General features: G+C 67.6%; 18 protein-coding genes. 10 read left to right on the top strand and 8 right to left on the bottom strand.

Annotated elements, in window-relative coordinates:
- The first annotated feature begins 121 nt into the window (after positions 1-121).
- From EDF42_RS02030 to EDF42_RS02020, 3 genes are all read left to right on the top strand, one after another.
- Positions 122-658: a DUF6932 family protein gene (locus tag EDF42_RS02030; RefSeq protein ID WP_395864949.1), complete on the top strand. Its 537-nt coding sequence runs from the start codon at positions 122-124 to the stop codon at positions 656-658.
- Positions 645-1,643, top strand: a complete 999-nt coding sequence (locus EDF42_RS02025; RefSeq protein ID WP_123671308.1) for a hypothetical protein — start codon at positions 645-647, stop codon at positions 1,641-1,643. Before EDF42_RS02030 ends, EDF42_RS02025 begins: the two co-directional genes overlap by 14 nt.
- A 102-nt stretch (positions 1,644-1,745) precedes the next feature.
- The gene (locus EDF42_RS02020; RefSeq protein ID WP_123671307.1) at positions 1,746-2,720 is read left to right on the top strand and encodes an IS481 family transposase; all 975 of its coding nucleotides are present in this window, start codon (positions 1,746-1,748) and stop codon (positions 2,718-2,720) included.
- 1,202 nt (positions 2,721-3,922) lie between these two features.
- Here EDF42_RS02020 and dnaB read toward each other — a convergent pair.
- The 6 genes from dnaB to EDF42_RS01990 form a co-directional block, all read right to left on the bottom strand.
- Positions 3,923-5,287, bottom strand: a complete 1,365-nt coding sequence (gene dnaB, locus EDF42_RS02015; RefSeq protein ID WP_111083664.1) for a replicative DNA helicase — start codon at positions 5,285-5,287, stop codon at positions 3,923-3,925.
- A 647-nt stretch (positions 5,288-5,934) separates the two neighbouring features.
- Positions 5,935-6,387: a 50S ribosomal protein L9 gene (gene rplI, locus EDF42_RS02010; RefSeq protein WP_111083665.1), complete on the bottom strand. Its 453-nt coding sequence runs from the start codon at positions 6,385-6,387 to the stop codon at positions 5,935-5,937.
- 14 nt (positions 6,388-6,401) lie between these two features.
- The gene (rpsR, locus tag EDF42_RS02005) at positions 6,402-6,659 is read right to left on the bottom strand and encodes a 30S ribosomal protein S18 (protein ID WP_017887834.1); all 258 of its coding nucleotides are present in this window, start codon (positions 6,657-6,659) and stop codon (positions 6,402-6,404) included.
- Between the two features lie 50 nt (positions 6,660-6,709).
- Positions 6,710-7,297 (bottom strand): single-stranded DNA-binding protein, encoded by a 588-nt coding sequence (locus EDF42_RS02000; protein ID WP_123311310.1) that lies wholly within the window; start codon positions 7,295-7,297, stop codon positions 6,710-6,712.
- Between the two features lie 3 nt (positions 7,298-7,300).
- Complete coding sequence (rpsF, locus tag EDF42_RS01995) at positions 7,301-7,690, bottom strand: 30S ribosomal protein S6 (RefSeq protein WP_123671306.1); 390 nt, start codon at positions 7,688-7,690, stop codon at positions 7,301-7,303.
- A gap of 192 nt (positions 7,691-7,882) precedes the next feature.
- Positions 7,883-9,322 carry a CCA tRNA nucleotidyltransferase gene (locus tag EDF42_RS01990; protein WP_123671567.1) on the bottom strand — a complete coding sequence of 480 codons (1,440 nt, stop codon included), beginning with the start codon at positions 9,320-9,322 and terminating at the stop codon, positions 7,883-7,885.
- A 110-nt stretch (positions 9,323-9,432) separates the two neighbouring features.
- On the opposite strand from EDF42_RS01990, the gene EDF42_RS19115 reads away from it, so the two are divergent.
- The 7 genes from EDF42_RS19115 to EDF42_RS01955 all read left to right on the top strand — a co-directional run bounded on the left by EDF42_RS19115 (position 9,433) and on the right by EDF42_RS01955 (position 18,927).
- Positions 9,433-13,584, top strand: a complete 4,152-nt coding sequence (locus EDF42_RS19115; RefSeq protein WP_221180996.1) for a DUF6049 family protein — start codon at positions 9,433-9,435, stop codon at positions 13,582-13,584.
- A gap of 83 nt (positions 13,585-13,667) precedes the next feature.
- The gene (gene trxB / locus EDF42_RS01980; protein WP_123671305.1) at positions 13,668-14,654 is read left to right on the top strand and encodes a thioredoxin-disulfide reductase; all 987 of its coding nucleotides are present in this window, start codon (positions 13,668-13,670) and stop codon (positions 14,652-14,654) included.
- 76 nt (positions 14,655-14,730) lie between these two features.
- Entirely contained in the window at positions 14,731-15,057 is a 327-nt protein-coding gene (gene trxA / locus EDF42_RS01975; protein WP_017887828.1) for a thioredoxin, read from the top strand.
- Between the two features lie 160 nt (positions 15,058-15,217).
- A complete protein-coding gene (locus tag EDF42_RS01970) occupies positions 15,218-16,522 on the top strand; it encodes a PLP-dependent aminotransferase family protein (protein ID WP_123339332.1) in 1,305 nt (434 codons plus the stop codon).
- A gap of 60 nt (positions 16,523-16,582) precedes the next feature.
- Positions 16,583-17,545, top strand: a complete 963-nt coding sequence (locus tag EDF42_RS01965; protein ID WP_123339331.1) for a D-alanine--D-alanine ligase — start codon at positions 16,583-16,585, stop codon at positions 17,543-17,545.
- 159 nt (positions 17,546-17,704) lie between these two features.
- Complete coding sequence (locus EDF42_RS01960; protein ID WP_123339330.1) at positions 17,705-18,343, top strand: ClpP family protease; 639 nt, start codon at positions 17,705-17,707, stop codon at positions 18,341-18,343.
- Positions 18,340-18,927, top strand: a complete 588-nt coding sequence (locus EDF42_RS01955) for a ClpP family protease (RefSeq protein ID WP_123671304.1) — start codon at positions 18,340-18,342, stop codon at positions 18,925-18,927. The genes EDF42_RS01960 and EDF42_RS01955 overlap by 4 nt, the downstream gene beginning before the upstream one ends.
- A 24-nt stretch (positions 18,928-18,951) precedes the next feature.
- Here the strand turns inward: EDF42_RS01955 and EDF42_RS01950 are convergent, their stop codons facing one another.
- Positions 18,952-19,260: a helix-turn-helix domain-containing protein gene (locus EDF42_RS01950; RefSeq protein WP_123671565.1), complete on the bottom strand. Its 309-nt coding sequence runs from the start codon at positions 19,258-19,260 to the stop codon at positions 18,952-18,954.
- A gap of 179 nt (positions 19,261-19,439) precedes the next feature.
- Positions 19,440-20,405 (bottom strand): ParB/RepB/Spo0J family partition protein, encoded by a 966-nt coding sequence (locus EDF42_RS01945; protein ID WP_123671303.1) that lies wholly within the window; start codon positions 20,403-20,405, stop codon positions 19,440-19,442.
- Positions 20,406-20,409: the final 4 nt, after the last annotated feature.

Below are 20,409 nucleotides of genomic sequence, written 5' to 3'. Positions count from 1 at the left end.
GTGGAAGTGGGCAGGGAGTGGCGCTGCCCAGATCAGCGCTCTTGTTGCTGTGACTCCTCCGCACTAACAGGCCAAGTGTTCCTCACCTCTAGACTCATGCAGACGACTTTTGAGGGGGACCGTGCTTCCGGCTTTGGATGAACGAGGGATGTTGCCACCCGCGGAGCACCCGTACACGACAACACTCGAGGAGCTGCATCAGCGGTTCGTCGTCGAAGCGCCGCATCGCGAACAGCGACAGCGGATATTCAGCGCGCTCTCCCTCTACGCAGAACTGATCTGGGTCTCACTCCCGTCCGCGCGACTACGGATCGACGGCGGCTTCGTGACCCACAAGGATTGGGCCGCTCCGGAGGACGCCGATGTCGTCGTGGTCTACGACACCCCGGCTCCGTCCGGGAGTCTGAGCGCGATCGTGCGAGCACCACTGTTTACCGTGTCAGACGTCAGCGGCAAGGTCTCGGGCCAGCCGCTGAACATGCCGAAATCAGCAGTGATGGGTGGTCTGATTGACGCGTACCCGGCGCCTGCGGGCAAGCCGGCACAGCTCGCGTACTGGGATCGCATGTGGTCAAACGTCACTGGTCCGGACAAGACTCTGGTTGCTGGGGAACGGAAGGGCTACGTGGAGGTGAGCAACCCGCATGTCGAGCAGTGACCAGAAGTCCCTCGAGCAACTCTTCCGGGAGGCGCTCCGCGAAGCACTCGCCGACGTTGATCGGGATCTGCTCGTCGGCGCGCTCCTCGCGTCTGCTGCGGATACTCCGAGTCTGCAGCTCGTCGCGGAGGAGGAGCTCGCACCGGAAGCGGCGGAGCTGGAGCTTCATCTTGACGACGGCGATGTGAAAGAGCATGCGACGAACGCTCGTTCGTTCGGTTTGTTCGTCACCGCGATGGCCGAAGCGTCCAAGGAGTTCGTGAAGAGTTCCCTCCGGCTCGGAGCGATGAGCTCCCCGCTGCGCATCGCTCCTGGACCTGGCTCGGTTCGAGCCACGTTCATCGCCCCCTCGCCACATGAGCGTTCCGATGCACGGCACACACCTTTGGGCGGGGCTCCCACGGACGATCGGGTGTGGACTGAGAGCGATGTGTTCTCTGAGTCGTTGTGGGCCATCGCCACGGTGTTCAGCAACGCCGAGCCGGACCAGGAGAACGACGCGCTCGACGGCATCATCCAGACCATCCCAGTTCGAGCACGCATCCAGCTGCGAAAGGTGGCTGAGCAAGTCGCTGCGCGCGACTGGCAGGTTACGGGTGAGTTCCGTAAGCAGGGACTGCGCACGCACGGTGTGTCGCTGTCGAGCAGGGGTGCCAAGCATCTGGCGGAACAGCTCGCTGTGCAGGACGTCCATCGTGCCCAGTGGACGACGTCCGGAGCGATCACAGGCCATCGGTGGGACACAGGAGTGATGTTCTTCTCAGCGGACGACCGCGTCCGCACATTCGCTGCCAGTTTTGAGTCCTCAGATCTAGAGCAACGCGTCGCTCAACTCGCCACGGTGGAAGACCGGCGTGTGGAGGCGCGCTTCACGATCTACACCGCGGTGGGACGAGGCGCGGACGAGGGCCGTCGGAGCTACGTGTTGGAGGCAATCCAGGCCGTCGCGCCCGACGCGGAACTGGATCTGCCTTCCGCGGACTAGCTGTACTCGGCCATGACGTTGGTGACACTTCGGGTCTTGTGACGTGACGAGGCCTCCTGGCTTGATGGAGCTGTCTAGTTCTGCCATCACCAGGAGGCCTCTGTGGTCCACGCTAACGCCCGGTTGACGCTGCACGGGCGACGGTTACTCGTCGCTCGCGTTGTTGAGGACCGTCGTCCAGTCGCTCATGTCGCGAAGGAACTCGGCGTCTCTCGCCAGTGTGCGCATCGGTGGGTGCGGCGTTTCCGGGACCACGGCGACATCGGCTTGTCGGACCAGTCAAGCCGGCCGCATCGATCGCCGACGAAGACCACTCCAGAGCGCGAGCAATCGGTGCTGGAGGCACGGACCCGGCTCCGGTTCGGTCCCGCCCGTCTCGCTGCGGAGACCGGGGTGCCGGCTCGCACGATCTCTCGCGTCCTCGCCCGGCACCACGTTCCGCCGCTGGCGTGGTTGGACCCGATCACTGGTGCCCTGATCCGTGCCACCAAAGCGACCACGAACCGATACGAACACGAGCACCCCGGCGACTTGGTGCACGTGGATGTGAAGAAGCTCGGTCGGATCCCGGACGGCGGCGGCTGGCGGGTGCAGGGCTGGACGGCCGCGAATCACCAGTCCCGCGTCGATAAGAAACCGATCGGGTTCGACTACGTTCACGCCGCTGTCGATGACCACACCCGGCTCGCCTATGCCGAAGTCCACCCGGACGAGCGCGGCGTGACCGCGGCTGGGTTCCTCACCCGCGCGGCAGCGTACTTTGCCGCCCATGGCATCCGGAAGATCGAGCGGGTGATCTCGGACAACGCCTTTGCTTACCGGCACTCAGCCGCGTTCAAGAACGCGGTCGCGGAGCTGGGTGCGAAGCAGAAGTTCATCAAGCCGCACTGCCCATGGCAGAACGGCAAGGTCGAACGCTTCAACCGGACCCTCGCGACCGAGTGGGCCTATCGGCAGCCCTTCACCAACAACAACGCACGTGCCGACGCACTTGCACCCTGGATCGAGCACTACAACACTGGCCGGATCCACTCGAGCCACGGGCTCACGCCCGCAGCCCGAGTTTCACCAACGTGATGACTCAGTACAACTAGCCGCGCTGGCACTCGCAGGGAGTGCTCTTAACCGCCGGCGGCGACACTCCGCGTAGGTGGCGGCCTGGGTTGTGGTCGGCGTTCTGAGGGCGCTCGTCGTCGCTGGTTTTACGACTTCGAGAGGCGGACGACTGTCGCTCGCGGACCGGGGCGCGTTTGCACTCGACGCCCCTCCAGGCTGAAGCAACGCAACCTCGTCGTGTTGCGGTTCGGGTCGTTGAGAAGCCGCTCTCGCGTCCCGGCGCGTTTGGGGGGAGAAGACACCCGACTGCCCGGCGCGGCTGAGGATTGACGCCCTCATTCGTCCCTACCCGACGGAACAAGGGGGATTTCTCTAGCCCGGCCGGCGACGAGATGGCGGCAATTAAGCAGACATGACCGAACTGCCCGGCATTCGCCGCCGGCTCTTTCCGGGGCGCAGTGTGGGCGCACCACCTGACGAAAGCACATGCGGGGCACAATTCGGCCTGCCGGGTCACCGGGATCCAAGTGGTGTCAGCGGAGGAAGTCGACACTCGAAGGCCGTCCCCGGGGTCCGCAAGCACATCGCCGAAACGCAGGGCCTTCAGGCTCGCGTATGTCAATCCTCCGACTGCTCCGATCAGAAGCAACGCCCGGGCGCGGTCCTTCTCTGCTCCCTTGAGAGAGCACTCGATAGCCTCCAGCACAGCTTCAAGCGTGCGCACTGCCTGGAAGGACTGACACTCCCCCTTGCGGTACCGGATGAGGGTGGAAAGAACGGCCGGCACCGGCGGAGCAAGTCTTACTCGCGGAAGGTCTGCTGCCACGTGTTTTGCATCGATGACATCGATCCAACTTTGAAGTCGACCAGGCGAATGAGCGAGTGCCCCCGTGTCATCGACGTCCCGCGACCGATCGAGTAGATAACTTGCGACAACCGCGCCGGAGGCGGGCAACGAGCCGATCCCGCGCCGTGTACACCACGCTTCAAAGTCCGCCCAGGGGTCCGGCGTACGCCGCCGTCGAGGCTCCGGATCGGGGGCAAAGCTCCTGGGAGCTCCAGCGAACGGCGTAGACACAGGCGCAGGTAGGTAGGGAAGGCCCCTCATGACGTCGATCCGATCATCAGGCCGTGGTCCGCCGTACAGATGATCCGCTTCACTAGGAAGGACCATCTTCTAGGCGGAGAGACCATCTAGTGGTGACACCGACACGACACCCGCCCTACTGCGGCATGTCCACGAACCGCGAGAACATCCCGTGGAACGCCACGGTGATGGTGTCCGTCGGCCCGTTACGGTGCTTCGCCACGATCAGGTCGGCCTCTCCCTGCCGCGGGTTGTCCTTCTCGTACGCCGACTCGCGGTGCAGCAGGATGACCATGTCGGCGTCCTGCTCGATCGACCCGGACTCACGCAGGTCGGAGATCGCGGGCTTCTTGTCGGCACGCTGCTCGGGGCCACGGTTCAGCTGGGACAGCGCGATGACGGGGACCTGGAGTTCCTTCGCCATCAGCTTCAGGGCACGCGAGAACTCGGAGACCTCTTGCTGGCGGCTCTCGACCTTCTTGCCCGAGGTCATCAGCTGCAGGTAGTCGATGACGACGAGCTTGAGGTTGTGCTGCTGCTTGAGTCGACGGCACTTGGCGCGGATCTCGACCAGCGTCATGTTGGGGGAGTCGTCGATGAAGAAGGGGGCGTCGTTGATGCGCCCGCGGGTCTGCGCGATGGTGGTCCAGTCGCGGGAGTCCACGGTGCCCTTGCGCATGTTCTGCAGCGGCACGCTGGTCTCGGCGGAGAGCAGACGCATGGCGATCTCGGCGCGACCCATCTCGAGCGAGAAGAAGGCGGCGGTCTGATCGTGCTTGATCGCGGCGGCGCGGCACAGGTCGAGCGCAAGGGTGGACTTACCGAGGGCGGGTCGAGCGGCGACGATGATCAGCTGTCCGGGGTGGAAGCCGTTCGTCAGGCCGTCGAGCTGCGCGAACCCGGTCGGCACGCCGGTCATCTGGCCGTCGCGGCCCTTGGCGGCCTCGATCTCGTCGAGGGCGGCGGAGATGGCGTCGGTCAGGGGGACGTAGTCCTCGGTCTGCACACCACCGGCGACGTTGTAGACCTCGGCCTGCGCGCTGTTGACGAGGTCGGTGACCTCACCCTCGGACGCGTAGCCCATCTGCACGATGCGGGTACCGGCGTCGACGAGGCGACGGAGGACTGCCTTCTCGGCGACGATGCCGGCGTAGTACCCCGCGTTGGCCGCGGTCGGCACCATGCTCGTCACGCTGTGCAGGTACTCGGCGCCACCACCGCGGGACAGCAGACCGGTCTTGGTCAGCTCGTCGGTGACGGCGATGACGTCGGTGGGCTCGCCGTGCGAGTAGAGCGAGAGGATCGCGTCGAAGATGACCTCGTGCTTGGGGACGTAGAAGTCCACGCCACGAGCGGTCTCGATGACGTCGGCGACGGCATCCTTCGACAGGAGCATGCCGCCGATGGTCGACTGTTCGGCCAACAGGTCGTGCGGCGGGGTGCGTTCCATGCCGCGCTCCGCGTACTCCTGCGGTGCGGGCTCAAGATGCGCGATCGACACACTCTCTCCTCTGTTGAACGACGCAGGGCTGGACACAGTGGCCCGACACCTGCAACGACTTTCTACCCCCAGCGACTGACATCCCCGAGTCGCTGGGCCAAGCTACGGCCGCAGAGTTATCCCCAACAAACGGCCCTGTGGATAACTCTGTGGACGGATTGCGGAACACGCCGGAATGCTGTGTGGAGAACTGTGGACGAGCCTGTGGAAACATAGCCATGGGAACACACTTTCGACCACTTGACCGGGGGTTTTCATGTTCATACGGTGTGTGGAAAAGTGGGGTTCAAGTACGCCTTGAAGGTTCCGATTTGACACGTTTCTGCTGTGTAAAACGACTTGACAAGCACCCCTCCTGTGGGAAGTGTTCTCGGGCCGTTCCCAGCAAGCCGGACCGTGCCTGAGAGGTAACCAGCCAGCAAAGCCGAGCCCGCCAACGCAACGTCGGGCGGGCCTCCCGGCCGTTCTGGACGACCGTGCGTTGACGGTGAGCAGAAGATGTCGAGTGGGGGATCGGGACCCGACCTTTTCTGCTCACCAAGTGAACCCGCACGCCCCGCGCCCCGCACCACGCGGAGCCCCCGCCAACGCAACGACGGGCGGGCCTCCCGGAGGAGACCCGCCCGTCGTGGAGCGGAACGTCAGTGCTACTTGGCAGCGACGACCTTGAGCGAGATCACGGCAGTGATGTCCTCGCGCAGACGCACGGTGGCCTCGTGGTCACCGACGGTCTTGATGGTCGCGGGGACCTCGACCTTGCGCTTGTCGAGCGAGCCGACGCCCTGCGCCTGGACGGCGTCAGCGACGTCGCCCGGACGGACGGAGCCGAACAGACGACCGTCCTTGCCGGCCTTGACCGCCAGGGAGATGGTCGCGTTCTCGAGCTTCATCTTGAGGTCCTGTGCCTCTTCGATGGTGGCGAGCTCACGCGCGGTGCGCGCGGCACGGATCGACTCGACCTGCTTCTCGCCGCCCTTGGACCACGCGACAGCGAAGCCCTGGGGGATGAGGTAGTTGCGGGCGTAGCCGTTCTTGACGTCGACGACGTCGCCAGCGGAACCGAGGCCGGAGACCTCGTGGGTGAGGATGAGCTTCGACATGTGTCGACCTCCGATCAGCGGCCGGAGCCGGCGTAGGGGAGGAGCGCCATCTCACGGGCGTTCTTCACGGCACGGGCGATGAGGCGCTGCTCCTGGACGGAGACGCCGGTGATGCGACGGGCGCGGATCTTTCCACGCTCCGAGATGAACTTGCGAAGGGTCGCAACGTCCTTGTAGTCGATGACGCCGACCTTGATCGACTTCGCGGGAGCGGCGTTCTTGCCGCCCTTGCCGCGAGGCTTCCGGCGGTCGCCGGTGCTCTTTCCAGCCATAGTGATTTGTCCTTAGAAGAAAAGTTGTGTGTCCGTCGGAACCGAGAGGATCAGAACGGGGTCTCGTCGTCGAAGTTGCCGCCGGGGGTGCTCCACACGTCGTTCGACTGTGCGTTGCCGCCGCCCTGCTGGCCACCCTGCGGGGACCACGGCTCGTCGGACTGGCCACCAGCGGAGGCGTTGCCGCCACCGTTGTTGTTCCATCCGCCGTTGCCGCCGCCCTGCTGACCGCCGCCGTTGCCGCCGCCGACCTGGCCACGACCGCCGCCGCCACCCGCTGCGCGGGTGATTTGTGCGGTCGCGTACCGGAGCGACGGGCCGATCTCGTCGACCTCGAGCTCGATGCTCGTGCGCTGCTGACCCTCACGGTCCTGGTAGGAACGCTGACGCAGACGACCCTGCGCGATGACGCGCGAGCCCTTCGTCAGCGACCCCGCCACGTGCTCGGCGAACTCCCGCCACACACTCGCGCGGAGGAACAGCGCGTCGCCGTCCTTCCACTCGTTCGCCTGACGGTCGAACGTGCGAGGCGTGGAGGCGATGGTGAAGTTCGCCACTGCGAGCCCGTTCTGCGTGTACCGCAGCTCGGGGTCCGCGGTGAGGTTGCCCACCACCGTGATGACGGTTTCGCCGGCCACGGGTTACTCGGCGCTCGCGGTCGCGGTTGCGGTTGCGGTTGCGTTGGCAGCCTTGCGGGCTGCGCGTGCCTCGTCGCGCTGCTTCTGGGCGGCGACCTGCGCGATGCCCTCTTCGGCGCGGAGGACCTTCGTGCGGAGCACGGCCTCGGAGAGACCGAGCTGACGGTCGAGCTCCTTGGCGGCCTCGGGCGAGGACGTGAAGTCGACGACGGCGTAGATGCCCTCGGACTTCTTGGCGATCTCGTAAGCGAGCCGGCGACGGCCCCAGACGTCCACGTTGTCGACGGTGCCACCGTCGTTGCGGATGACAGCGAGGAACTTGTCCAGGCTGGGAGCGACGGTGCGCTCATCGATCTCGGGGTCGAGGATCGCCATCAGTTCGTACTGGTGCATGCGGAACCCACCTCCTCTGGTCTCAGCGGCCCCGGGCAGTTCCCGGGGCAGGAGGGTTGATGCATGTGCCACAGCGCGCAGACACGCGCCGGGCAACCTGCACAGACTACCCGACGGCCTGGAGGCGCGCCACCGGTCTGTGCAGAACCGTCGCGTCCGTCAGGCGGTCGCGTCTCGGGCGCCGGTGTCGCCTCAGGAGCTCGTCGCGTCCCGCGCGGCCCACCAGTCGCGCAGGCGCGCCTCGGCAGCGTCGGCCCCGAGCGGCCCGTCGTCCATCCGCGCCTCGAGCAGGAAGCGGTAGGCCTCGCCCACGGCACGCCCCGGCGGGATGTCGAGGATCCGCATGATGTCGTCGCCGGTCAGGTCGGGCCGGATCGAGTCCAGTTCCTCTTGCTCGGCCAGGACGCGGATCCGCTCCTCGAGGTCGTCGTACGCGAACGCCAGGCGGTCGGCCTTGCGGCGGTTCCGCGTGGTGACGTCCGAGCGGGTCAGCTCGTGCAGCCGTTCGAGCTGCGGGCCGGCGTCGCGGACGTAGCGCCGGACGGCCGAGTCGGTCCAGGCACCGTCGGTGTACCCGAAGAACCGCAGGTGCAGCTCGATCAGGCGGGACACCGCGGCGATCGTGTCGTTGTCGAAGCGCAGGGCACGGAGCCGCTTCTTCGCGAGCTTCGAGCCGACCAGGTCGTGGTGGTGGAAGCTGACGGCGCCGCCCGGCTCGAGCTTGCGGGTGGCGGGCTTGCCGATGTCGTGCAGCAGCGCCGCGAGCCGGAGCACGGTGTCCGGCGGGTCGCCCGCGTGCCGCTCGGCCTCGTAGCCGATCGCCTGTTCGAGCACGGTCAGGGAGTGCTCGTAGACGTCCTTGTGGTGGTGGTGCTCGTCGATCTCGAGCTGCATCTCGGGCAGCTCGGGCAGGAACCGCTGCGCCAGCCCGGTGTCCACGAGCAGGCGGATGCCCGGCACGGGGTCGCCCGTGTCGAGCAGCTTGACGAGTTCGTCGCGCACCCGCTCGGCGGACACGATGTCGATGGAGTCGACGAGGTCCTGCATGGCGGCACGGACGTCGTCGTCGACGGTGAACCCGAGCTGCGACGTGAACCGCGCTGCCCGCATCATCCGGAGCGGATCGTCGCGGAACGACACCACGGCGGCCTGCGGGGTGCGGAGGCGGGCGGCCAGCAGGTCCTCGACGCCGCCGTGCACGTCGACGAGCTCACGGGCCGGCAGCCGCAGCGCCATCGCGTTGACGGTGAAGTCGCGGCGGAGCAGGTCGTCCTCGATGGTGTCGCCGAACGCGACCTCGGGCTTGCGGGTCTCGCCGTCGTACACGTCACTGCGGTAGGTGGTGATCTCGACCTGCTCGCCGCCGACCCGCGCGGCGATGGTGCCGAACTGGCGGCCGACGTCCCACGTGGCGCTCGCGATCGGCTCGACGATGCGCAGGATGTCGTCCGGACGGGCGCTCGTCGTGAAGTCGAGGTCGGTGACGGGACGACCGAGGAAGGCGTCCCGCACGGGTCCGCCGACCAGGGCCAGCTCGTGTCCGGCGTCGGCGAAGGCCCGAGCGAGGAGGTCGACGGGCTCGGTGGTGGCGAGTGCGTCGAGTCGTTCGACGGCCTGGGCAACGGACTGCATGACGGTGTTCATCCTCCCAGATCGGGGCCCCGAGTTCTCCACAACCCCGCGCGCACGGGACCTGTTCATGGTCGCGCCTCATACACTCGTGCTCGGCCCGAACCGACCCCGTGGCCCGCTTCCGTATGCACATCCTCCGCACCACGCTCGCCGCAGCCGCGTCGACCCTCGTCGCGCTCGGCCTGGTCGTCGCGCCCGTCAGCGCCCCGCACGCCGATGCCGCGACGGTCTCGTCGGCCAAGACCCACCTCGCCGATCCGGCTGCTGCCGATGCGGGCAAGGCCACGATCTCGGTCGCTCCCGCGCACCGTGGGATCGTCCAGCGCGACCAGGACCTCACCCTCTCGGTGACCGTCACGAACGACACCGACACTGCACTGCCCGCCGGCAGCGCGGAGTTCGACATCTTCCGCTCCGTGAGCACGCGAGACGTCCTCGCCGACTGGCTCGCCGACACCACCACGACCGGTTACCTCGGCGCCCCGATGGACTCCGTTGACATTCCGGAGGTCCCGGCGCACCGATCCGTCACCATCGACTCGGTCGAGATCGTCTCGGGCAACGTGGCACTCGGCGGGTACTCGTCGTTCGGTGCGCGGCGCATCGCGGCCGAGTACACGGCCGGTGACACCTTCGCCGTGGCCCGCTCCGCGATCACCTGGTACCCGGACTTCGAGCAGGTGCCGGTCAGCGTCTCGGTGGCGATGCCGGTGACGGTCCCGAAGTCCACCGACGGCATCCTCACCGCGGCCGTCCTGGCCTCCGCCACCTCGGTCGACGGCACCCTGACCCAGCAGCTCGACGCGGCCGAGGACCACAACGTCGCCGTCGCCGTGGACCCGCGGATCATCGCCTCGATCCGGATCCTCGGCGAGAACGCGCCGTCCACCGCGACCGCGTGGCTCCAACGCCTCGAGTCCCTGCGCAACGAGACGTTCTCGTTGTCCTACGCGGACGCCGACGTCACCGGGCTGCGCCAGGCCGGGTCGGACGGCATCCTCGCGCCGATCTCGCTCGACCAGTCCGTGAAGTCCGAGAACTTCCCCGGCGCCGAGACCCCCGCACCGACCCCGACCGCCACCGCCGGCCAGACGACGACCCCGAGCAGCTCCGCGTCCCCGAGCGACGACGCCACCACCGACGCCGAAGCCGACTCGGGTGCGGGCGAGCCCACGGAGACACTGCCCACGACCGAGCAGCTGCTGGACTTCCCCTACTCGATGGACTCCATCTCCTGGCCGACCGAGGGCACCGTGTCGTCGTCGGACCTCGAGGCACTCGAGCGGGCGGGCACGAAGACCACGATCGTCTCGAGCGGGAACACCTCCGCCGGCGCGAACGCCACGATCTCGGCGTCGGAGAAGATCGGCGACGACCACGTCCTCGTGTCGGACCAGTCGATGTCGTCCCTGCTGCGCGATGCCGCGACCGCACCGGACCGCCAGAGCTGGTCGTCGGCGATGTCCGAACTCACCGCGACGCTCGCGACCTCGGCACGCGACGGGACCGCCAGCGGACCGATCCTGCTGACCCTCGGTCGTGACTGGCCCTCGGACTCCGCGCGCCTCAGCCAGACCCTCGACGCCCTCGAGAGCACCGCCTGGGTGGCACCCGCCGACCTCTCAACGGCGTCGAACGCCGTCGCCGGGTCACTCACGCTCAACAGCGCGTCCACCGGGGCCGGCCGCATCGCACAGCTCAAGCGCCTGGTGCAGGGCGAACAGGGGCTCTCCGCGTTCGCCACGATCCTCGACACCCCCGCCGAACTGACCGCACCCGCACGCCTCCGACTGCTCGCCATCGCGTCGAACGCGTGGCGGGGGGACAACGACGGGCTGACGGCCGCCGTCGACGCCCGCACGGCCGCCTGGGCGAAGCAGACCACCGAGGTCGGGATCGTCGACTCGAGCAGCCTGACCCTGCTCGGCGACCGGTCCTCGCTGCCGGTCTCCATCCGCAACAGCTCCGACTACCCGGTGACGGTGCACCTGGCCGTCCAGCCGTCGAACTCCGCCCTCCGGGTCGTCCGCAACGACATCGTGGTCGAGATCCAACCGGACTCGTCGACCCGAGCGACCGTCCCCGTGCAGTCCGTCGCGAACGGCAAGGTCGAGCTGACCATGTCGCTGTCGAGCCCGACCGGCGTCGCGATCGCCCAGCCGGCCACCGTCGAGCTCAACGTCCAGGCGCAGTGGGAGACGGTCATCACCGCTGCCGCAGCGGTCGCTCTGATCGCGATCTTCGGCTTCGGCATCTTCCGCAGCATCCGGAAGCGCATCCGCCGTCGCAACGGCGAACTCGACGACGAGGACGACGACGACCCCAACCGCCCGCTCGCCGTGCAGCCGGGTGCGCCCGGTGCGCCCGGCTCGCCCGCGGGATCGGTCGTCGGACCGGGAGGCCCGGATCACCGCGCCGAGGCACCCACCGCGTTCGCCGTGGCCGGCTCCGGTGCGGCCGCTGTCGCGGCTCCTGGAGGCGACCACCTGCAGGACGCGATCGCCCGAGCCGGAGTCGAACCGGGCCTCCCGTCCGACGCCCGTACCAGCCCTGTCGCGGACGCCCGCGACCCCGAGGAGCCGACCATCAGCGCCACCCAGCCCCAGCCCGACGTCGATGCGGAACCGGTCGCCGAGCGCAGCCTGGGGCGTGCGAGTGCGATGCTCGCGGCGGGGACGATGCTGTCGCGCATCCTCGGATTCGCGAAGACGTTCGTGCTGGCCTACGCGATCGGGCAGTACAAGAGCCCTGCCGGAGACGCCTTCGCGATCTCGAACCAGCTGCCGAACAACATCTACGCCCTCATCGCGGGCGGCCTGCTGTCGGCGGTGCTGATCCCGCAGATCGTCCGCGCCATGAAGAACGGAACCGACGGCGGCCAGTCCTACGTCAACAAGATCGTGACGCTTGGTGGCTCGGTGTTCATCGTCATCACCATCGTCGCCACCCTCGCTGCTCCGCTGCTGGTGCGCCTGTACAGCTCCCAATCCACCTCGGGTGGCAAGGGCCTCTCACCCGAGGCGTACGACCTCGCCGTCCTCTTCGCCTTCTGGTGCCTGCCGCAGATCCTCTTCTACGCGATGTACTCCTTGCTCGGCGAGGTCCTGAACGCGAAGCAGGTCTTCGGACCGTTCACCTGGGCGCCCCTGCTCAACAACGTCATCTCGCTCGCCGGTCTCGTCGTCTTCATCGCGATGTTCGGCGGCAGCGCCGCGAACTCGGGCGTCGACGACTGGGACGCCACGAAGATCGCGGTGCTCGCGGGCAGCGCCTCGCTCGGCGTCCTCGCCCAGGCAGCCTTCCTGCCGTTCTTCTGGCGCCGAGCCGGCCTGAGCTTCCGTCCCGACTTCCGCTGGCGGGGCGTCGGTCTGAAGGCAACGGGCACCGCGGCCGGATGGCTGTTCGCGATGATCCTCGTCACCCAGCTCGCCGGCATCGTGCAGTCGCGCGTCGCGTCGCTCGGCTCGGGTGCCGCCGGCAACGCCGTTCTGCAGAACGCATGGCTGCTGTTCATGCTGCCGCACTCGATCATCACGGTCTCGATCGCCACCGCCTACTTCACGCGCATGAGCCACGACGCGGAGCGCGGCGACCTCGGCGCGGTCCAGAAGAACCTGTCGCTCTCGCTCCGCATCGTCGGGCTCTTCACGGTCTTCGCGTCCGTCGCACTGATGGTCGTCGCCGTGCCGTTCGGACGGATGTTCTCGGACACGTTCGACGGCGCGCTGTCGATCGGCGCCGTGCTCTTCGCCTACATGCCGGGCCTCGTGCTCTTCAGCATCCTGTTCATCATCCAACGCGTGTTCTGGGCCATGCACGACCACCGCACGCCGTTCTTGATGCAGTGTGTCCAGTCCGTGTTGTTCGTCATCGGCGCGCTGGCGGTGACCACGCTCCCCAACGAGACGATCGGGGTCGCGATCGCCGCATGCACCACGTTGGCCGGCACCGCGCAGACCATCGTGGCGCTGGTGCTCGTCCGCAAGCGCCTGGGTGGCATGGAGGGTCCCGTCGTGACCCGCTCGCACGTGCAGTTCATCATCGCGGCGCTGATCGCCGGCGTGGTCGGTCTGGTGGTCGCGAACTTCCTCGGAGCATTCTCCGCAGCCGGGTTCGCGATGTCGGACCGCACCGGGGCACTCATCACCATCGTCCTGACCGGCGCCGTCATGGTCCTCGTGTACTTCGGGGCGCTCGTCGTCGCCAAGAACGGCGAGATCAAGAACGCCGTCGGCATGGTGAAGAGCAAGCTCGGTCGCTGACCGCACGGTTCCCGGACGTCGCGGAATGCCGCGCCGGTACCATGTGTTGACCCGGTCAGCACGCAACGGAAGGGCAATCAGGCATGCGCCAGCTCATCATCATCGGTTCCGGTCCGGCCGGGTTCACCGCCGGCATCTACGCCGCGCGCGCAGAGCTCAAGCCGCTCATCGTCGCGTCCAGCGTCGAGACGGGCGGGGAACTCACCAAGACGACCGAGGTCGAGAACTTCCCGGGCTTCCCCGAGGGGATCCAGGGTCCCGACCTCATGATCAAGATGCAGGAGCAGGCCGAGAAGTTCGGCGCTGAGGTCCTGTACGACGACGCCATCTCCGTCGACCTCACCGGCGACGTGAAGAAGGTCACCGTCGGCTCCGGCGAGACCTACGAAGCCCTCGCGGTCATCTACGCGACCGGTTCGGCGTACCGCCACCTCGGCATCGCCGACGAAGAGCGCCTGTCGGGCCACGGCGTCTCGTGGTGCGCGACCTGCGACGGCTTCTTCTTCCGCCAGAAGAACATCGCCGTGGTCGGCGGCGGCGACTCCGCGATGGAAGAAGCGACGTTCCTCACCCGCTTCGCCGACAAGGTCACCGTGATCCACCGCAAGGACACCCTCCGTGCGTCGAAGATCATGCAGGACCGCGCCCACAACGACCCGAAGATCGAGTTCGCGTGGAACAAGGAGGTCATCGGCATCCAGGGTGACTCCGCCGTGACCGGCGTGACGCTCAAGGACACCGTGGACGGCACCGAGAGCGAACTCGCCCTCGACGGTCTGTTCATCGCGATCGGCAACGACCCCCGCGTGCACCTCGTGCACGGTCAGCTCGAGCTCGCTCCCGAGGGCACCATCGCCGTCGAGGGCCGCACGTCCAAGGCCGTCGGCGTCCCCGGGGTCTTCGTCGCGGGCGACGTGCTCGACCACACCTACCGCCAGGCCATCACGGCCGCCGGTTCCGGTGCGGTCGCCGCGCTCGACGCCGAGAAGTACCTCGCCGACCTCGAGGACACGCTGACCGACGCTGCTGCGGGCGAGACCCCGGTCGAGCCGGTCACCATCTCCGCCTGACCCGTACGGCCCCCGGAATGCCGGGGGCCCGTCCGCGGTTCCACACCCAGTACCGACTTCTCACGAAAGGACACCCATGTCCAACGCAAAGGCTGTCACCGACGCCACCTTCTCGGACGAGGTCCTCAAGTCCGACAAGACGATCCTGGTCGACTTCTGGGCCGAGTGGTGCGGCCCGTGTCGCGCCGTCTCGCCGATCCTCGACCAGATCGCCGAAGAGCACGCCGGCAAGATCGAGATCGTGAAGCTCAACGTGGACGACAACCCCCAGTCGGCCATGAACTACCAGATCACCTCGATCCCGGCGATGAAGGTCTTCAAGGGCGGCGAGGTCGTCAAGACCGTCATCGGCGCCAAGCCGAAGCCCGCGCTCGAGGCCGACCTCGCCGAGTTCCTCGCGTAGGTCGCCTCAGCACCACCGAACGCCCCGTCATGTCCTGCTCAGCAGGCGTCGGCGGGGCGTTCGCATGCCACCCGTTGCGGATCGGCCCCCGCCGCGGAGCCCGGGTTTCCGGGGTCGATGTCGTAGTGTGGCGGGAATGTCTCACTGATCGGAGCACGGTATGACGAACGGCAACAGCCTCGACCCCTGGTACGACTCCTACGCCCAGCGCACCGCCGGGCTGAGCGCCTCCGAGGTCCGAGCCCTGTTCGCCGTCGCCTCGCGCCCCGAGGTGGTCTCGCTGGCCGGCGGCATGCCGTTCGTCTCCGCGCTGCCGAGAGAGCTCGTCACGGGCTCCCTGGACCGCGTGATGAACGAGCACGCGGCCATGGCACTGCAGTACGGCGGCGGACAGGGTCTGCGGTCCCTCCGTGAGCACATCGTTGACGTCATGAGCCTCGAGGGCATCCGTGCCAGTGCCGAGGACGTCGTCGTGACGACGGGCTCGCAGCACGCGCTCGACCTCGTCACGCGGCTGTTCATCGACCCGGGCGACGTCGTCCTCGCCGAGTCCCCGTCCTACGTCGGCGCGATCGGTGTGTTCCGGTCGTACCAGGCCGAGACCGTCCACGTGACGACGGACGAGCTCGGTCTGGTGCCCGAGGCGCTGCGTGAGGCGATCGCGAACCTCCGCACGCAGGGCAAGCGGATCAAGTTCCTCTACACGATCCCGAACTTCCACAACCCGGCCGGCGTCACCATGAGCCGGGAGCGCCGCATCGAGGTGCTCGACATCTGCCGGTCGAACAACATCCTGGTGCTCGAGGACAACCCCTACGGACTCCTCTGGTTCGACGAGCCGGCACCGCAGGCGATCCGCTCCATCGACGAAGAGGGCGTGGTGTACCTGGGGTCCTTCTCGAAGACCCTCGCACCCGGTTTCCGCGTCGGCTGGGCGCTCGCACCGCACGCCATCCGCGAGAAGCTCGTGCTCGCCAACGAGTCCGCCGTCCTCGCCCCGAACTCCTTCGGGCAGTACGTCGTGAACGCCTACCTCGACGCCGCGGACTGGAAGGGTCAGGTCGACACCTTCCGGGGCATCTACGCAGAGCGCCGTGACGCCATGCTGTCCGCCCTGGGGGAGTTCCTGCCGGACCTGTCCTGGACGAAGCCGAACGGTGGCTTCTTCGTCTGGCTGACGCTCCCCGAGTCCCTCGACTCGAAGGGCATGCTGCCGCGCGCCGTGAAGGAGCTGGTCGCCTACACGCCGGGGACCGCCTTCTACGCCGACGGTCGTGGCGGCGGGCACATCCGTCTGTCGTTCTGCTACCCGACCCCCGAGCAGATCCGCGTCGGCGTGAAGCGGCTCGCCAACGTCGTCAACGACGAACTCGAGCTGATCGAGACGTTCGGTCCGACGACTCGGCCGAACAGCGTCGTCCGCGAGACCTCATCGGTCAGCGCTCCGCCGCCGAACATCTCCTGATCAGCGCTTTTCCTCGGTGCGTGGCCCATCAGCACCGTCGTTCCACCCCGGAGGACCCCCATGGCTGAGCTCACCCGTCGTCACGTCGTCGTCGTCGCCGGAGGGATCTCGCACGAGCGTGACGTCTCCCTGCGCTCCGGGCGACGGGTCGCCGATTCGCTGACCGGGTACGGCTGGCAGGTCGACCTCCGCGACGCCGACGCGCTGCTGCTGCCGGCTCTCGCCGAGTCCCGCCCGGATGTCGTGTGGCCGGCTCTGCACGGCGCCTCCGGTGAAGACGGGGCCCTGCGGGGCATCCTGGAGGCGGTGGACATCCCGTTCGTCGGCTCACGTTCCACGTCGGCCCGGTTGGCATGGGACAAGCCCACGGCGTCAGCGCTGGTCGCGCGGGCAGGCGTCCGCACCCCTCGATCCGTCACGCTGTCCCACGACGTGTTCCGTGAACTCGGCGCCGTCGGGGTACTCAAGGCCATCGCGGGGGAGCACCCGGTCCCGCTCGCCGTGAAGCCGGCACGCGGCGGGAGTGCGCAGGGAGTGACCCTCGTCGACGACGTCAATGACCTGCCACGAGCCATGGTCACGGCCTACACGTACTGCGACGACGTCGTGGTCGAGCAGCTCATCCGCGGCACCGAGGTCGCGGTCGGCATCATCGACACGGGCGACGGACCGGTGGCACTCTCCGCGGTGGAGATCGTCCCACGGAACGGCATCTACGGCTTCGAGGCGCGGTACAACGCGGGAGAGACGACGTTCTACACCCCCGCTCGACTGTCCGACGAGTTCGCGACCGCTGCAGCCGACGCCGCCGTCGCGGCACACGCGGCCCTCGGCCTCCGCCACCTGTCCCGCGTGGACCTCATCGTCGACGGCGCTGGTACGCCCTGGTTCCTCGAGGCCAACGTACTCCCGGGCCTGACCGAGACGTCGCTGCTGCCGCAGGCACTCTCCGCGTCCGGTTTCGATCTCGGGTGGACGTACGCAGAGCTCGCCGAACAGGCGATCCGCGACCACCACGCCTGATCCGCACGCTCCCACGTTCCGTGTTCCACGTGGAACACGAGCGTTCGCAAGCGTCGATGTTCCACGTGGAACGTCGGTACCCGCGGTTCGCTGCTGAGAGCTGATCTGCTCTGAGCAGCATCCGATGCGCCTGGTCATCTGCCGGCGCACGGTGGACGCATGACCGATTCACCATCCCCCGCAGCCTTCACGACCGAGTACCGGCGTGCCCTTCTCGACCAACGCGTGCTCGTACTCGACGGCCCTCTCGACGACGACAACGGCACCGTCCTCATGACGCAGCTGGTACAGCTCGCGACGGCGGACCCCTGGAACGACATCGCGCTCTGGATCCATTCGCCCGGAGGCTCGGTCCCGGCGATGCTCGCACTCCGGGACCTCATGCGGGTGATCCCCAACGACGTCAGCACGCTCGCATTCGGGATCGCCTGCAGTGCGGGGCAGTTCCTGCTGTCCTCGGGTACTCCTGGCAAACGGCGAGCACTGCCACACAGCCGGATCCTGATGCACCAGGGATCCGCAGGGATCGGGGGGAGTGCGGTGGACGTGGCGCTGCAGGCAGACCACCTCCGCAACACCCGCGACACCGTGCTCGGACTCATCGCAGCGGACACCGGGCAGACGGTCGACCGAATCTTCGAGGACTCGTTGCACGACCACTGGTACTCCGCGCAGGAGGCCCTCGACTACGGGTTCGTCGACGTGATCGTCGACGACTTCTCGGTGATCCGGCCCCAGCAGCTCCGCTCCACGGTGACCGGCTTCGGCGGACCTGCGGCAGGGGAGGGAGACCGATGAGCGCCTACACGATCCCGAACGTCATCGCGCGGGACGCTCGCGGCGACCGGGTCTTGGACGTCTACTCGCACCTGCTCACCGAGCGGATCATCTACATCGGTACCGCGATCGATGCTGGCGTCGCCAATGCCCTCATCGCGCAACTTCTCTTCCTCGAGTCGGACAACCCGGACTCTGACGTGCAGCTCTACGTCAACTGCGACGGCGGCGATCCGAGTGCCATGCTCGCCGTCTACGACACCATGCGGTTCATCCGCCCCGCCGTCGCGACCACCTGTGTTGGCCAGGCAATCGGTGTCGGAGCCGTGCTGCTCGCCGCGGGCGCCGAAGGAAAGCGATCGGCCCTGCCGCATGCTCGGGTCGTGCTCCACCAACCCGCGGCTCAGGGGCAGGGGGCAATTCCCGAGCTCATCCTGCAGGCCGACGAGGTCGTTCGGATCCGGGCCGAGATCGAGCACCTGCTCACCGAGCACAGCGGCCAGAGTGTCGAGCGACTCCGAGCCGACACCGATCATGATCGCGTCTTCACGGCCCGTCAGGCCCAGCAGTACGGGCTCGTGGACCACGTGATCACACGACGCTGACCGACGGCGCTGACTGGCGATGCCTCACGCTGCGAGGACGAACGCGCTCCGCACTTGTTCGCCACCGGTACCTGCCGAACGTGCCCGCTCGCGTAGCTGTTCTGCTGCCGCTGCCGTCAGGTCCAGCAACGAGCTCTCGAGTGCGCCCGCGACTGCTGCCAGCATCTCGCTCGAGGGATCCTTCCGCCCCCGCTCCATCTCCGACAAGTACTGCGGCGACACCCCTGCACGACGAGCGACGTCGTGCAGGGTGTCCCCGCGGCCGCGGCGACGACCGCGGAGTTCTTGACCGACGACGTCACGCCAGAGCGGCTCGGGATTGCGGGATCTCATGATGCGAGCCTGGCAGTGTTCCACGTGAAACGTACGGGCTTCCCGTTCGCTGCTCGTGAACTCGAACCGACCCAACGGCTACGCGCCCCGTACTGGGCCGAACCTTTCTTCGCTGCTCCGTATACCCGCGCAGGGCTTGCGAGGCCCGCTACGGGCCGCACAGCGTCGTTGACGGGCCGTCAGGACGAGATATCGCTGATCCCCAGCTCCGACAGGATGCGGTTGAGGTCGTCGCCGTTCGCGAAGTCGATGGTCACGGAGCTCTTCCGCGCCCCCACAGCGATCTTGACTCGCGTGTTCAGCCGGTCGCCGATGCGCTCGGCAAGGTCGTTGAAGTGTGCTTGGTTCTTCGAGGGCTGCGAGGCCGTCTTCGGCGGAGTCTTCGTCGCCAGCTGCTGCGCGATCGCTTCGGCGGCGCGCACCGACAGGTCCTCGTTGACGATCTTCTCGGCGAGGTACTCCATCGCCTCGGCGTCCGGGGCAGCAAGGATCGCGCGAGCGTGGCCGGCTGACAGCACACCGGCAGCGACCCGGCGCTGCACGGGGGAGGGGAGCCGGAGCAGACGGATCGTGTTGGTGATCTGCGGACGCGATCGGCCGATGCGCTGACCGAGCTGTTCTTGCGTGATCCCGAAGTCCGCCAGGAGCTGCTGGTACGCCGAAGCTTCTTCGAGCGGGTTGAGCTGCGCCCGGTGCAGGTTCTCGAGCAGGGCGTCCCGGAGCATCGCGTCGTCCGGCGTCTCCTTGACGATCGCCGGGATCGTCGTGAGCCCGAGCTCCTTGGTCGCCCGGAGTCGACGCTCACCCATGATCAGCTCGTACTGCGGCTCCGTCCCCGCAGCCCCGGGGATCGGACGGACCACGATGGGCTGCAGCACGCCGATCTCACGGATGGAGTGGACGAGCTCTTGCAACTCCTCTTCGCGGAACTCCTTGCGCGGCTGCTGCCCGTTCGGGATCACATCCAGCGGGTTGAGGTTCGCGAGTCGGGCTCCCGGAACGGCGACGAGTTCGTCCGCGGTGGGTGCCGACGCCGGCGACCCACCGGTCGGGAAGAACACGTCGACCGGGCGGTCCTGCTGGTCCGTTGCCGTCGGGATGAGCGCGCCGATGCCGCGGCCGAGTCCGGTTCGCTTGGGTGCCATCAGT

This window comes from Curtobacterium sp. PhB172, from assembly GCF_003752545.1.
GTDB lineage: Bacteria > Actinomycetota > Actinomycetes > Actinomycetales > Microbacteriaceae > Curtobacterium.
Note: the sequence above shows the minus strand (reverse complement) of the source record. Positions and strands in the feature narration are given on the sequence as shown.

What these genes read in the sequence shown, in the direction of transcription:
- EDF42_RS01945 (WP_123671303.1), bottom strand. Translation starts at nt 20,405, where the DNA reads ATGGCACCCAAGCGAACCGGACTCGGCCGCGGCATCGGCGCGCTCATC.
- trxB (WP_123671305.1), top strand. Translation starts at nt 13,668, where the DNA reads ATGCGCCAGCTCATCATCATCGGTTCCGGTCCGGCCGGGTTCACCGCC.
- EDF42_RS01950 (WP_123671565.1), bottom strand. Translation starts at nt 19,260, where the DNA reads ATGAGATCCCGCAATCCCGAGCCGCTCTGGCGTGACGTCGTCGGTCAA.
- rpsF (WP_123671306.1), bottom strand. Translation starts at nt 7,690, where the DNA reads ATGCACCAGTACGAACTGATGGCGATCCTCGACCCCGAGATCGATGAG.
- rpsR (WP_017887834.1), bottom strand. Translation starts at nt 6,659, where the DNA reads ATGGCTGGAAAGAGCACCGGCGACCGCCGGAAGCCTCGCGGCAAGGGC.
- EDF42_RS01965 (WP_123339331.1), top strand. Translation starts at nt 16,583, where the DNA reads ATGGCTGAGCTCACCCGTCGTCACGTCGTCGTCGTCGCCGGAGGGATC.
- EDF42_RS01960 (WP_123339330.1), top strand. Translation starts at nt 17,705, where the DNA reads ATGACCGATTCACCATCCCCCGCAGCCTTCACGACCGAGTACCGGCGT.
- EDF42_RS01955 (WP_123671304.1), top strand. Translation starts at nt 18,340, where the DNA reads ATGAGCGCCTACACGATCCCGAACGTCATCGCGCGGGACGCTCGCGGC.
- EDF42_RS02025 (WP_123671308.1), top strand. Translation starts at nt 645, where the DNA reads ATGTCGAGCAGTGACCAGAAGTCCCTCGAGCAACTCTTCCGGGAGGCG.
- EDF42_RS01990 (WP_123671567.1), bottom strand. Translation starts at nt 9,322, where the DNA reads ATGCAGTCCGTTGCCCAGGCCGTCGAACGACTCGACGCACTCGCCACC.
- EDF42_RS01970 (WP_123339332.1), top strand. Translation starts at nt 15,218, where the DNA reads ATGACGAACGGCAACAGCCTCGACCCCTGGTACGACTCCTACGCCCAG.
- trxA (WP_017887828.1), top strand. Translation starts at nt 14,731, where the DNA reads ATGTCCAACGCAAAGGCTGTCACCGACGCCACCTTCTCGGACGAGGTC.
- rplI (WP_111083665.1), bottom strand. Translation starts at nt 6,387, where the DNA reads ATGTCGAAGCTCATCCTCACCCACGAGGTCTCCGGCCTCGGTTCCGCT.